Here is a 12994-nt window from a genome sequence, read left to right on the forward strand (position 1 = left end):
AATGGCGGGTCCGTTGCAGGGGATTAAGGTTATCGAGATAGGAACGCTGATCGCGGCGCCGTTCGCGGCGCGGCTGATGGCGGAGTTCGGAGCGGAAGTGATCAAGATCGAGGCGCCGGGCGAGGGCGATCCGATCCGCAAGTGGCGCAAACTGCATAAGGGGACTTCGCTGTGGTGGTACCTGCAGTCGCGAAACAAGAAGTCCATCTCTATCAACCTGAAAGCACCCGAAGGTATCGCGCTGGTCAAGCAATTGTGCGCGGATGCCGATGTGCTCATCGAGAACATGAAGCCAGGCGCGCTCGAGAAGCTGGGCCTTGGCTGGGATGCGCTGCATGCGCTGAATCCCAAGCTGACCATGGTGCGCATTTCCGGCTACGGCCAGACAGGTCCCTACAAGGACCGTCCTGGCTTCGGGGCCATTGGCGAGGCGATGGGCGGAATTCGCTATACCACGGGCGAGGCGGGCGGCGTGCCGGCGCGTGTTGGCGTGAGCCTGGGCGACTCGTTGGCCTCCCTGCACGCGGTGATGGGCGCGCTGATGTCTGTATTGCGTGTGAAGATGGGCAAGGGCGATGGCCAGGTGGTCGACGTGTCGCTGGTCGAAAGCGTGTTCAACCTGATGGAATCGCTGGTGCCGGAATATGACCTGCTGGGACATGTGCGCGAACGCAGCGGCGGCGCGTTGCCGGGTATCGCACCGTCCAATACTTACCCGACGCGCGATGGTTCGTACGTGGTCATCGCCGGTAACAGCAACCCGATCTACAAGCGCCTGATGCATGCGATTGGCCGCGCCGACATGGCGGAAGACCCGCAATTCGCGCAAAACGACGGCCGCGCGGCGCAGGAAAAGCTGATCGATGCAGCGATTGCCGGCTGGACTTCGGCGCATACGATCGACGAAGTACTGGCAATACTGGAGAGCGCCGAAGTGCCTGCGGGCCGCATCTATTCGGTCAAGGATATCGTCGCCGACCCGCATTACCAGGCGCGCGACATGCTCCTGGATACCGAGTTGCCGGATGGCGTGCATGTGAAGATGCCGGGCATCGTACCCAAGTTCTCGGAAACGCCGGGCGAAGTGCGCTGGCAAGGACCGACGCTGGGGGCGCACACCGACAGTGTGCTGTCGGTATTGGGCATGACAGCTGCGGAAATTGCCTCGCTACGTCAACGCGGCATCGTAGCGTAACTGCCCACCATATCACCGCTATGTTTTCATAATTTCGCACGCCTTCGTGGCCGGGGCATGTTAGTAAGCATCCAGGTGCTTCGGTCTTGGCGCCTTTGACAGATCACATGCCAACAGTTCTAGAAACTGCTAAAGAGCACTATCCTCAGATTGCTAGATCACGGGATGGATCTTCTATGGTTGTAAATACGCTCGATCTCGCACCTGTTTCGACGGGCGGCACGTCAACTTGGTCGCCCCTTGTGATGCAGCGGGTTTGGGAAAATTGGAGAAGACGTTGTTGCCGCCGGAAGTTTGGCCTTGAATGGCTACTGCATTAAAGAACCTTTTGAGATCGACTAGGTAAGAAGGGGAGACGATTGATCGCAATGAATTCCAACGAGGCTTGTCATCCGCTTCGACTCCCCCCAAACATCTCTGCCGAATTGGCGCGGTACAAGTGGGTACCTAATACCGTTGGTCAATCTGGAGTTGCGGTCTACCGCCTTTGCGGTAAGGCCGAGGCTCCTGACATGTTTTTGAAATATGGCGAAGGTGTGCTCGCAGACGATATAAGTGACGAAATGGCGAGACTAGGCTGGCTGGGCGGACATGTGCCCGTGCCGAAAGTCGTGCATTTCGTTCGCACTTCCAATGAGGCATGGCTACTGATGTCGGAGGTGGCCGGCAAAAGCGCCTACCAGGTCATGGCGTCGTGTCCGGATCACCGCATCGCGATCGTCGACGCCATTGCGAAGTTTTTGCGGCAGCTACACGCAATCCCGATCGGTGACTGCCCGTTCAGCAGCAATCACGAGTATCGCCTGCTTCGTGCGCGTGCACGCATCGATGCAAATCTGGTGGACGAAGACGATTTCGATGAGGATCGCGAAGGCTGGACTGCTGAACAGGTTTGGGATGCCATGCAAAGTCTGCTGCCGTTCGCGCCTGATCCGGTTGTCACCCACGGTGACTTCTCACTGGATAACATTCTCCTGCAGGATGGGAAAGTCGTTGGCTGCATTGACGCCGGCCGGGTCGGCATCGCTGATCGCTACCAGGATCTTGCCATCGCCTGGAATTGTCTTGGAGAGTTCGGCACGCCGCTCCAGAGGCGATTTCTGGCGCAATATGGCGTGCACGATCCTGATCGATCAAAACTGCAATTTCATTTGATGCTGGATGAGCTATTTTGAGTCGGACCCCGACTTTTAATGCGCTAGGAGATTCAGGATGCCGTCCAGGCCGACGAAGTTGAGGGCGACGTTGGCTTGTTCGCGGACCACGGGCTTGGCGCGGAAGGCGACGGACAGGCCGGCAATGCCCATCATCTTCAGGTCGTTTGCGCCGTCGCCCATCACTATCGCTTGCTCCGGCAGGATGCCGATGGCAGCGCAGACGTGTTCGACGGTCTCGCGCTTGACTGTGGCGTCGACGATCTCGCCGATCACTTTGCCGGTCAGCTTGCCGTCGACGATTTCCAGTTCGTTGGCGCGGGTGAAGTCGAGGCCGAGTCGGGTTTTCAGGCGTTCGGTGAAGAAGGTGAAGCCGCCCGATACCAGCAGGGTTTTCAGGCCTGCGGCTTGCACGGCTTTGAGCATCTCCTCGGCGCCCATCGACAGGCGCAGGCGTTCTTCGTAGACGCGCTCCAGGGCGGGGGCGTCGAGGCCTTCCAGCAGGGCGACGCGGCGGCGCAGGCTTTCGGAGAAATCGAGTTCGCCGCGCATGGCGGCCTCGGTGATTTCGGCGACTTGCGGCTTCAGGCCCTGCATGTCGGCGATTTCGTCGATGCATTCGATGGTGATCAGGGTCGAGTCCATATCCATAGCCACCAGCTTGAATTCGTCCAGGCGGCGCACGCCCATCATGTAGGTGGCGTCGAGCTGGGCTGCCTGGGCTGCGATCTCGATGGTCTGGCGCAGCGCTGGCGTGAAGCTGATTCCTTCGCAGCGCAGGGCGTTCTCGGAAACGGTTACCACGTTTTTCGGCGCGGTCAGGGCGGCAATGCGCTGCAGGCGGGCGGCGCAGTCGCCGACGCCCTGCAGCACAAGGTTCATGGTCATGTCGTTGTTCATGTCAATTGTTTGATGGCGGTCTTGATCTGGTTCACGCGGGCCGCCAGGTCAGGCATGTTCGCTGTGATCTTGAGCTTGTCCTGTCCGTTCAGCTTGATGTGGCGCTGGTTCTGGATCAGGTGGATGATGCGCATCGGGTCGATCGGCGGCTTGGGCATGAACTGCAGATTGACCGCTTCGGTGTGGGCATCAATCTTGATGATGCCGACGGTCTTGGCGGCGATGCGCAGGCGGTGGGTTTCCACCAGGGCCTTGGCGGAATCGGGCAGTTTGCCGAAGCGGTCGATCAGCTCCTCTTGCAGGTCGTCGATTGCGTTCTGGGTTTCGCAATTGGCCAGGCGTTTATAGATCGACAGGCGTTCGTGCACGTCGCCGCAGAAGTCCGCTGGTAGCAGGGCCGGCGTGTGCAGGTTGATTTCGGTGGTGGTGGCAAGCGGCGCGGCCAGGTCGGGCTCTTTGCCGGCCTTCAGCGCGCGCACGGCTTCGTTCAGCATGTCGGTGTAGAGCTGGAAACCGACTTCCAGCATCTCGCCGGACTGGCTTTCGCCCAGCACTTCGCCGGCGCCGCGGATTTCCAGGTCGTGCATCGCCAGGTAGAAGCCGGAGCCCAGTTCTTCCATCTGCTGGATGGCGTCGAGGCGGCGCTGCGCCTGCTTGGTCAGGCCTTGCACGTCGGTCACCAGCAGGTAGGCGTAAGCCTGGTGGTGCGAACGGCCCACGCGGCCGCGCAGCTGGTGCAGCTGCGCCAGGCCGAACTTGTCGGCGCGGTGCATGATGATGGTGTTCGCGGTCGGCACGTCGATACCGGTCTCGATAATCGTGGTGCAGAGCAGGATGTTGTAGCGCTGCGCCACGAAGTCGCGCATCACTTTTTCCAGGTCGCGTTCGTGCATCTGGCCGTGGGCGACGGCGATGCGCGCTTCGGGCAGCATTTCCGTCAGCTTGGCCAGGCGGTTCTGGATGGTTTCGACTTCGTTGTGCAGGAAGTAGACCTGGCCGCCGCGCTTCAGTTCACGCAGCACGGCCTCGCGGATGATGGAGTCGTTTTCGCTGCGCACAAAAGTCTTGATCGCCAGGCGCTTTTGCGGCGCGGTGGCGATCACGGAGAAGTCGCGCAAGCCTTCCAGCGCCATGCCCAGGGTGCGTGGGATCGGCGTGGCGGTCAGGGTCAGCACGTCGACTTCGGCGCGCAGGGATTTCAGCGCTTCCTTCTGGCGCACGCCAAAGCGGTGTTCTTCGTCGATGATGACCAGGCCGAGGCGGTCGAACTTGACATCATCCGACAGCAGCTTGTGGGTGCCGATCACGATGTCCAGCGTGCCGTCCTGCATGCCCTTGATGGCGCTGGCGATTTCCTTGCCGGTGCGGAAGCGCGACATTTCGGCGATGCGCACGGGCCAGTCGGCAAAGCGGTCGGCAAAGGTCTGGGCGTGCTGTTCGGCCAGCAGGGTGGTGGGCGCCAGCAGGGCAACCTGCTTGCCGCCCATGACGGCGATGAAGGCTGCGCGCAGCGCCACCTCGGTCTTGCCGAAGCCCACGTCGCCGCATACCAGGCGGTCCATCGGCTTGCCGGAGGTCATATCCTTGATCACGTTGCTGATGGCGGCAGCCTGGTCCGGCGTTTCGTCGAAGCCGAAACTGTCGGCGAAACGTTCGTAGTCGTGCGAGGAATATTCGAACGAGTGGCCCTGGCGCGCGGCGCGGCGGGCGTACAGGTTGAGCAATTCGGCGGCAGTGTCGCGTACCTGTTCGGCGGCTTTGCGCTTGGCCTTGTCCCACTGGCCGGAACCGAGGGTGTGCAGCGGTGCGTCGTCCGGCGAGGCGCCGGAGTAGCGCGAGATCACGTGAAGCTGCGACACCGGCACGTACAGCTTGCTCTCCTTGGCGTATTCCAGGTGCAGGAATTCGGTCTCGCCTTCGCCCAGGTCCATGCTGACCAGGCCCATATAACGGCCGATGCCGTGGTTGATGTGTACTACCGGGTCGCCGATCTTGAGTTCGGACAGGTCGCGCACCATCGATTCGACTTGCGTGACCGCTTCCTGCTTCTTGCGGCCGGCGCGGCGGCCGCTGCCGGCATACAGTTCGGTTTCGGTGATGAAGGCCAGGCCGGCATCGAGCTCGAAGCCCGCATGCAGGGGCGCGACGCCCAGAACCAGCCTGGCGTCGCTGGCCAGGAAACCGTCGAAGCCTTCGATCAGGGCCGGCGACAGGTCGAACTCGGCGAAGTACTGTTGCAGCGTTTCGCGGCGGCCGTTGGTTTCGGCGCAGATCATCACGCGTCTGCCGGACTGCATCAGGTAGGCGCGCAGGTTGGTCAGCGGGTCGTCCAGGTGGCGGTTGACGGCGATGTTCGGGATCGGCGCCGACAGTTCTGACGATGGCAGCGACATGTCGCGCGAGATGGCGATGCGCGGATGCGGCTTGGCTAGGATGAAGAACTGTTCGTCGCCGAGGAAGATGTCCTGCGGCGGCAGGATAGGGCGCTCGCGGTCTGCCTTCAGGAATTTGTAGCGCGACTCGGTGTCGGCCCAGAAGCGCTTGATGGCGGCGTCGATATCGCCGACCATCGCCACGCTGGCTTCTGCCGGCAGGTAGTCGAAGAAGGTTGCCGTTTCGTCGAAGAACAGCGGCAGGTAGTACTCGATGCCGGCGGAGGCAATGCCGCTGCTGATGTCCTTGTAGACAACGGCGCGCGACGGGTCGCCTTCAAAAGTCTCGCGCCAGCGGCTGCGGAAGGCGGTGCGCGAGGCTTCGTCCATCGGAAATTCACGACCCGGCAGCAGGCGCACTTCCTTGACCGGATACAGCGAGCGCTGGGTGTCGGCGTCGAATGTGCGGATGGTTTCGATGGTGTCGCCGAACAGGTCCAGGCGGTACGGCAGGGCGGAACCCATCGGGAACAGGTCGATCAGGCCGCCGCGCACGGAATATTCGCCGGGCGACATCACCTGGCTGACGTGGGTGTAGCCGGCCAGGGTCAGTTGCGACTTGAGCCTGGCTTCGTCCAGCGATTCGCCCTGCTTGAAGAAGAAGGTGTAGGCGGCCAGGAAAGAGGGCGGCGCCATGCGCACCAGCGCGGTGGTGGCAGGAATGATGGCCACGTCACACTGGCCGGTCTGGATCTCATGCAGGGTTGCCAGGCGCTCGGATACCAGGTCCTGGTGCGGCGAAAAGGCGTCGTAAGGCAGGGTTTCCCAGTCGGGCATCAGGTGGCAGCGCAGGCCGCCATTGGCGAACCAGGGGATTTCGCCCAACAGGCGCTGGCCGTCGCTGGCCTGGGCCACGACCACGGCCAGCATCTGGCCGCGTGCTTTCAATTCGAGTGCCGTTTGCGCCAGCGCGTAGGCGTCACCGGAGCCGAACAAATTGGGCAACGCGAAGCGGTTGCCGGGCTTGGGAAGTGCTTTTTTGAAGTCGAAGGGCATGCAAACGTGGCGCTAACTGAGGAGACACTAATATGCTGGCCCCACATTATAGTGCAAGCACCTATTCATAGGCGCCCAGCCGTCTTTGTTCAGATGATGTAAAAAGATTATCGCGCAGCTGCTGGATCGCAGCCTGGTTTTCGCCCAGGCCGGCGCTGGCAGCACGGTAGGCGGCGATCCGGCGCAGCCAGGCGGCCTGTTCGCGGTCGAGTTGGGCCAGCCGGTTGGCGGCTTGCGGGTCGAATGCTGCTGCGCGCAGCCGGAAGATGTCGTCTTCGCTGGCGCCGCCATTGCGGGCGGCTTCGACCTGCTGTTCCAGGTTCAGCACGCGTTGCGGGGCAGCCCGCTCTTCCTGCAGGGCGGGCGCCAGCTTGCGGTCCAGGTCTGCCAGCTTTTGCAGGCGCTGGCTGGGCGTCAGCGACTTGTCGTCCACCAGTTCCAGGCGGGCGATGGCATCCTGGTCGCGGGCATCGGTATCGCCGAACAGGCCGGCGGCTTCGGCGGGGCTGAAATAGCGCTTGCGCAACTCCTGCATGGCGAGCAGGCGCTGGCGGGCGGCGGCGGCGAATGCGGTACCGGCAGCGGGCGCGCTCACGTCCTGGCCTGCCTCGGCCAGGGCGCGTTTGTAGGCCAGGTATTGGCCAAGCAGGCGCCTGGCTTGGTCCGCCGCAGCGGGCTTCAGGCGCCGCGCCAGCTCTTGCTCGATGCCGGCGTGGATGGCCGGTAGCTCCGCTTCGCCCAGCGCAGACAGGTAGTAATCGAACAGGTGGCGCAACTCCGCGTCGACCTTCAGCGCGTCCCCGGCGGCGCCCAGCCGGCCATCCGGCTCGGTGCCGGCCATGGAGGGAACGAAGGGGGCCGGCGCCGGACCGGTCCCCAGCGGCATTGGCGGCGCGGCGGCCACGGGCGATTGCGCTGGCGGCGTGCTGCCGCCAGTCGCCCAGAGTGCGAGCGCGCCGGCTGCGGCCAGCGCGAATGCCATCAAGCCCGCCCGGCCGCGGGCGCTCACAGGCCCATTCCTTGCAGGCGGTTGGCGTGCTGGCGGAACAGCGTCACCGGGCTGGTCTCGAACAGGTGGGTGATGCCGACCATCTGGTTGACTTCGTCGAGGTGGTTCATCCAGTAGTCGTCGCGGATCACGCGGCCGAGGTGGGACGAGCAGCTTGCGACCAGGCCATCGTTTTTGGCGCCGCCAAAGGCGATCGAAGTGACTGCGAGGAAGGGATCGGCGGGATCGAAGACGTTGGTATAAGGAGTGGCGCCGCTCCATGAGAAGTAATAGACGCCGTTGGCCTGGTGCGCGCCTTCGCCGCAGCTTGTCGTCGGCAGGCCGGCGGGATGGCGGGCATTGAAGGTCGCGGTGCCGGCGGTGCTGAGCGACTGGGCCGCCGCGTAGGCGTCCTGGGGCAGCGACGGGCTGCCGGAAATCAGGCCCAGGAAGCCGCCCAGCGCGTTGCCGACACTGTAGACCAGGTCCGGGGCCGCGCCCACCAGCACGTCCGCCACCTTCGAGCCCTTGTTCACGCCGCCGATGCTGGTCACCGAGGCTACCAGGTCTGGCCGCACCGAGGCCACGTAGCGCGAGGTCGGTCCGCCGTGGCTATGGCCAATCAGGTTGACCTTTTCCGCACCCGTAGCCGCCAGGATCTGGCGCACCTGGAACAGGAGCTGTTCACCGCGCACTTCCGTGCTGTTGGCTGCCGAAACCGACGTCACATAGACCTGCGCCCCTCCGCTGCGCAGCGCGCCGGGAACGCCGTAAAAGTATTCGAGCGGGCCCAGGCTGTCGAAGCCGAACAGGCCGTGGACCAGGACGATGGGGTAACGGGTTTGCGTGTAGCCGGTTGCGGAAGCGGGGATTGCGATGATGGCGGTGAACGCGATGAACAGTACCGAGAGCAGCTGCCGGGCGAACTTCTTCATAAAGCCTCCTGTGCTGATGGGTTGTTGGAGAGCCCAATCTAGCATCGGCGGCGCGGCGCGCGACAACATCGCTGAATTAGCACGGTGGGTTCCTTCAGTGCCAAAGCACTTTGTTGCGTGGAAGGCGCGCGGAAGCGGTGTTTCGTTGGCGAGGGGGAATATTTCAGGCCGGGCAAAGCAGCAGGATGGCCGTGATGTTATCGCGGCTGCCATCCTGCTTGGCTTTTTCGACCAGGGCCGCACAGGTTTCAGGCAGGTTATCCGGTCCGGCCTGGGACAGCAGCGCGGACAGGGCCTCCTGCTCCGAGGCGCCATACAAGCCATCACTGCACAACAGGTAAAGGTCGCCCGGCGCCGGCTTATGCGAGAACACATCCGGCCGCACCTCTTCGCCGGGCCCGATCGCCTGCAGCAGCAGGTTGCGCGGCGGCAGGATGCCCTTCATGCCGGCTTCCAGCGCCTGCTGGTACAGGGTCTGGTCATGGGTAAGCTGGACCAGTTGCCCGCCGCGGTAGCGGTAGATGCGGCTGTCGCCGACGTGGAAAATGAAAGCCGGAGCGTCCGCATGCGGCTGCCACATGCCTGTCAGCGTCGTGCCCATGCCATAGCCATCTGCCAGGCCGGCGGCCGCATTGTTGCGGAACAGGGTGCTGTTGGCAAACAGGACTGCCTCATGCAGCTGGCGCAGCGCCTCGGCGTCGCTGCCCGGCACATGCTGGGCGCGCAGGTGCTTCCACACCAGCAGCAAGGCTTCGGTGCTCGCGATGTCGCCGCCGACATGACCGCCCATGCCGTCGGCGACGGCAACAAGGTTCAAGTCCGGCAGCAGGAGCAGGTTGTCCTGGTTGCTGGGGCGTACAGTGCCGACGTCTGTCAAGCCATAGGCCAGGCCCATGGTCATCTGCTGCAAAACCGGCGGCGACAGCGGGATCATTTGATTTGCTCCGCAAACTGCAGCACGCGCGCCGGCGGCATCATGCCGAGCTGGCGTGCCACGTCCATGTTGACGAGGTAAGAGTAGCTGCCCGGAGTTTCGATCGGAAGTGCGGCAGCCTTGACGCGATGGTACAGGATCTGGGCGGCTTTATGGGCAGTCAGGCGTCCGACGTTCCCGTAGCCGGCCACCAGGCCAAACAGGGCGCTGCCGTCGCGCAGCGCCACTTCAGCGGCGGAAAATACCGGCAGGCCAAGCGCCAGGGCGGTTTCCGTGACCAGGATGCGTTGTGAAGCGATGAAACTGTCGGGGCCAATATAAAGCAACTGCGCCCTGTGTTCCGCCAGGTCTGCCAGCAGGTCCGGTATCACGTCAGCGCGCGGCTGCCCTTGCTCGTCCAGCGGAAGCGGATGGGGCGTGAATTCGGCGCCCACCCGCTCTGCTTCGGCGCGCATTTCACGCATGGCGACCCGTGCGTTCACTTCGTTGGGATTGAAGATTGCTGCGATGCGGTCGAAACGGCGGTAGCTGCGGATGGCGGCCATTTGCTGACGGGCCGGCACCACGTGGCTGACGCCGGTCAGGTTGCGCCCGGACGAGGCGAGGTTTTGCACCAGCCCGGCCGCGATCGGTGCGGAGACCATGGTGAACACGACGGGAATTTCAAATTCCCGGGCTGCCACCGCGAGGCTTACCGGCGTGCCCCAGGTGTAGATCAGGTCCGCATGCCAGGCGCGGGCTTCTTCGAGCAGGGCCGGCACGCGAGAGGCGTCCATGTCAACGCTGCGCACCACGAATTCAGGCTGCAGGCGCTTGTCCTTGAACCATTGGAGAAAACCGGCTTCAACGCCGGTTTCGCCGCGGAACAGGATCATGTAGATGCGCGGGACACGCGGGCTCGCGCTGTACGCGCAGGCTGCGGGGGCGAGGGCCGCCAGCGGCGCCAGCGCTGCCGCGGCGCCGAGCAGGCGCCGGCGCCGGAACGATGGAGCCCGTTGGCCCGACATGTTCAGGTACCTGCCGTGGCTTGCTGTTGCGGGACCTGCTGCAGCGCGGGCTGGGTCGGCGGCGCTGGTTGCGCTGGCGCGGCCGGCGCGGCCGGCTGCTGCGGGGTGCCGTCGGCAGGCTCGGGCTGCTCGCCTTCCGCCGGAACGTCGCCCATGTCGATCGCCAGAACGGTCGGGTCGCTGGCATATTCTTCCAGCAGCCAGTCGCCGTTCAACTGCACCACGCCTTCGGGTACCGGACGGTCGATCGCTGAATGCTTCGGCAGCGCCGAGCGCATATAGTCCATCCAGATCGGCAGCGACAGGGTTGCGCCAAACTCCCGGCCGCCCAGCGACTTCGGATCGTCATAACCCATCCAGGCCACTGCCACCACGCCGCCGCCATAGCCGGCGAACCAGCCATCGAAGGAGTCGCTGGTGGTGCCGGTCTTGCCGGCCAGGTCGGGGCGGCCCAGGCGGCCGGCGGCAGCGCCGGTGCCGCTGCGGGCGACGTCGCGCATCATGCTGTCCATGATGAAGACGTTGCGCTCGTCAAGCACGCGCTCGCCGGCAGTAGCCGGCGCCGGCGGCTCGAGATCCATGATGAGCACGCCCTTGGCGTCGGACACCCGGGAGATAAGGTAGGGCGTGGCCTTGTAGCCGCCATTGGCGAAAACCGCATAGGCGCCGGCCAGTTGCAGCGGCGTGACGGCGCCGGTGCCGAGCGCCATGGTGAAGTTCTTCGGATGGCGCGACAGGTCGAAGCCGAAGCGGGCCAGGTAGGCGTGCGTGTCGTCCAGGCCAGAGGCCCGCAGGATGCGCACCGAAGGCACGTTCTTCGATGCCGCCAGCGAGCGGCGCATGGTGACCTGGCCGTCGAACTTGCCATCGTCGTTTTGCGGCTTCCACGGCTGTCCGATCGAGCTGCCTGGCAGCTCCAGCGGTTCGTCGGCGATTACCGTGCCGGGGCCGAAGCCCTTGGACACTGCGGCGGAGTAGATGAATGGCTTGATCGAGGAACCAGGCTGACGCCAGGCCTGCGTCACGTGGTTGAATTTTTGCAGGCCGTAGTCGAAGCCGCCTACCATGGCCTGGTAGGCGCCGGTATTGGCGTCCAGCGCCACGAAGGCAGCCGCGACCTGCGGCACCTGGGTGATGGCCCAGCCTTTCTTTTCGGTCTGCATGACGCGGATCACCGCGCCGGGACGGATCGCGGAAGCAGGCTTGGCCTTGCTGGACAGTGCGGACGCGGCCAGTTTCAGGCCCTCGCCGCTGATCGACAGCACGTCGCCGTCCGATGTTTCGGCCTTGACCAGGGTAGGGCTGGCTTCCAGCACCACGGCCGGAATCAGGCCGTCGCTGACCACGCGCTTGCCCAACACCTCGTCGATCGCGTCGCCGCGTTCTTCTTCGTCGGCGGGCAATTCAATGTAAGTTTCCGGGCCGCGGTAGCCGTGGCGCTGGTCGTAGGCCAGCACGTTGCGGCGCACGGAGTCGTAGGCCGCTTCCTGGTCGCGCGACTGGATGGTGGTGTAGACGTTGATGCCCTTGGTGTAGCTCTCTTCCTTGAACTGTGCGAAGACAGCCTGGCGCGCCAGTTCGGCCACGTATTCGGCGTGGACGTCGAACTCCTGGCCGCGGTGGTTGACGTGGAGCTGTTCCTTCTTCGCCTTTTCGTACTGCGCTTCCGTGATGTATTCGAGTTCGAACATGCGGCGCAGCACCACCTGCTGGCGCGAGCGCGCTTTCTTCGGATTGACGGCAGGGTTGTTGCGCGAAGGGTTTTGCGGCAGGCCTGCCAGCATCGCTGTTTCGGCGATCGACAATTCCTTCAGCGTTTTGCCGAAGTAGGCCTGGGCGGCGCTGGCGAAGCCGTAGGAGCGCTGGCCCAGGTAGATATTGTTCATGTACAGCTCGAGGATCTTGTCCTTGTCCAGCGCATCCTCGATGCGGTAGGCGAGCATGGCCTCGGCCAGCTTGCGGGAAATGAATTTGTCCTTGCTGAGATAGAAGTCGCGCGCCACCTGCATGGTGATCGTCGAGCCGCCCTGGCGGAAGCTGCCGCGCAGGTTGGCGCGGGCGGCGCCCAGGACGCGCTTCCAGTCAATGCCGCCGTGTTCATAGAAGCGCGAGTCTTCAATTGCCAGCACGGCCTTCTTCATCAGGTCCGGCACCTGGTCAATCGGCGTGAAGTCGCGGTGTTCCTCGCCGAATTCACCGATCAGCACCTTGTCTGCCGTGTAGATGCGCAGCGGGATCTTGGGACGGTAATCGGTGACCGCTTCCAGCGTTGGCAGGTTGGGGCGGATCACGAAGGCGGCATAGCAGGCCAGGGCGATGCCGCCGGCCAGGGCGGCGAGGCCTGCGCCGATGCTGGCGCGGATGATGTTACGGCGGTTCAGCCAGGAAGGACGATTGATCAAATCAGCTCTCTCGGTTGCTAAGTCGGGGCATTATAGACTACTCGCTAGTTG

The 12994-nt window shown here is 63.8% G+C and carries 9 protein-coding genes; 2 read left to right on the forward strand and 7 right to left on the reverse strand.

What is annotated here, in order from left to right; genetic code table 11:
- Nucleotide 1 precedes the first annotated feature (1 nt).
- Both ACN9MZ_RS14925 and ACN9MZ_RS14930 read left to right on the forward strand, forming a co-directional pair.
- Nucleotides 2-1195, forward strand: coding sequence for a CaiB/BaiF CoA transferase family protein (locus ACN9MZ_RS14925; RefSeq protein WP_426337785.1), 1194 nt, complete (start codon nt 2-4; stop codon nt 1193-1195).
- 368 nt (nt 1196-1563) lie between these two features.
- On the forward strand, nt 1564-2370 hold the full coding sequence (locus tag ACN9MZ_RS14930; RefSeq protein ID WP_426337786.1) for an APH(3')-I family aminoglycoside O-phosphotransferase: 807 nt from the start codon (nt 1564-1566) through the stop codon (nt 2368-2370).
- Between the two features lie 15 nt (nt 2371-2385).
- Here ACN9MZ_RS14930 and serB read toward each other — a convergent pair whose 3' ends face one another.
- The 7 genes from serB to ACN9MZ_RS14965 all read right to left on the reverse strand — a co-directional run bounded on the left by serB (nt 2386) and on the right by ACN9MZ_RS14965 (nt 12943).
- Nucleotides 2386-3231, reverse strand: a complete 846-nt coding sequence (gene serB / locus ACN9MZ_RS14935; protein WP_426342906.1) for a phosphoserine phosphatase SerB — start codon at nt 3229-3231, stop codon at nt 2386-2388.
- A gap of 14 nt (nt 3232-3245) precedes the next feature.
- Entirely contained in the window at nt 3246-6677 is a 3432-nt protein-coding gene (gene mfd, locus ACN9MZ_RS14940; protein WP_426337787.1) for a transcription-repair coupling factor, read from the reverse strand.
- Between the two features lie 61 nt (nt 6678-6738).
- The gene (locus tag ACN9MZ_RS14945; protein ID WP_426337788.1) at nt 6739-7686 is read right to left on the reverse strand and encodes a lipase secretion chaperone; all 948 of its coding nucleotides are present in this window, start codon (nt 7684-7686) and stop codon (nt 6739-6741) included.
- Complete coding sequence (locus ACN9MZ_RS14950; RefSeq protein WP_426337789.1) at nt 7683-8600, reverse strand: esterase/lipase family protein; 918 nt, start codon at nt 8598-8600, stop codon at nt 7683-7685. The genes ACN9MZ_RS14945 and ACN9MZ_RS14950 overlap by 4 nt, the downstream gene beginning before the upstream one ends.
- A 163-nt stretch (nt 8601-8763) precedes the next feature.
- Nucleotides 8764-9534: a PP2C family protein-serine/threonine phosphatase gene (locus ACN9MZ_RS14955; protein ID WP_426337790.1), complete on the reverse strand. Its 771-nt coding sequence runs from the start codon at nt 9532-9534 to the stop codon at nt 8764-8766.
- Nucleotides 9531-10541 (reverse strand): ABC transporter substrate-binding protein, encoded by a 1011-nt coding sequence (locus tag ACN9MZ_RS14960; protein WP_426337791.1) that lies wholly within the window; start codon nt 10539-10541, stop codon nt 9531-9533. The genes ACN9MZ_RS14955 and ACN9MZ_RS14960 overlap by 4 nt, the downstream gene beginning before the upstream one ends.
- 2 nt (nt 10542-10543) lie before the next feature.
- Nucleotides 10544-12943 carry a penicillin-binding protein 1A gene (locus tag ACN9MZ_RS14965; protein ID WP_426337792.1) on the reverse strand — a complete coding sequence of 800 codons (2400 nt, stop codon included), beginning with the start codon at nt 12941-12943 and terminating at the stop codon, nt 10544-10546.
- Between the last annotated feature and the right edge of the window lie 51 nt (nt 12944-12994).

Origin of the sequence: Pseudoduganella sp. S-14, from assembly GCF_049913285.1 — a bacterium.
Lineage (GTDB): Bacteria > Pseudomonadota > Gammaproteobacteria > Burkholderiales > Burkholderiaceae_D > Rugamonas.

Coding starts and splice junctions, on each gene's coding strand:
- ACN9MZ_RS14960 (WP_426337791.1), bottom strand. CDS start 10,541: ATGTCGGGCCAACGGGCTCCATCGTTCCGGCGCCGGCGCCTGCTCGGC.
- ACN9MZ_RS14930 (WP_426337786.1), top strand. CDS start 1,564: ATGAATTCCAACGAGGCTTGTCATCCGCTTCGACTCCCCCCAAACATC.
- mfd (WP_426337787.1), bottom strand. CDS start 6,677: ATGCCCTTCGACTTCAAAAAAGCACTTCCCAAGCCCGGCAACCGCTTC.
- ACN9MZ_RS14925 (WP_426337785.1), top strand. CDS start 2: ATGGCGGGTCCGTTGCAGGGGATTAAGGTTATCGAGATAGGAACGCTG.
- serB (WP_426342906.1), bottom strand. CDS start 3,231: ATGAACCTTGTGCTGCAGGGCGTCGGCGACTGCGCCGCCCGCCTGCAG.
- ACN9MZ_RS14955 (WP_426337790.1), bottom strand. CDS start 9,534: ATGATCCCGCTGTCGCCGCCGGTTTTGCAGCAGATGACCATGGGCCTG.
- ACN9MZ_RS14950 (WP_426337789.1), bottom strand. CDS start 8,600: ATGAAGAAGTTCGCCCGGCAGCTGCTCTCGGTACTGTTCATCGCGTTC.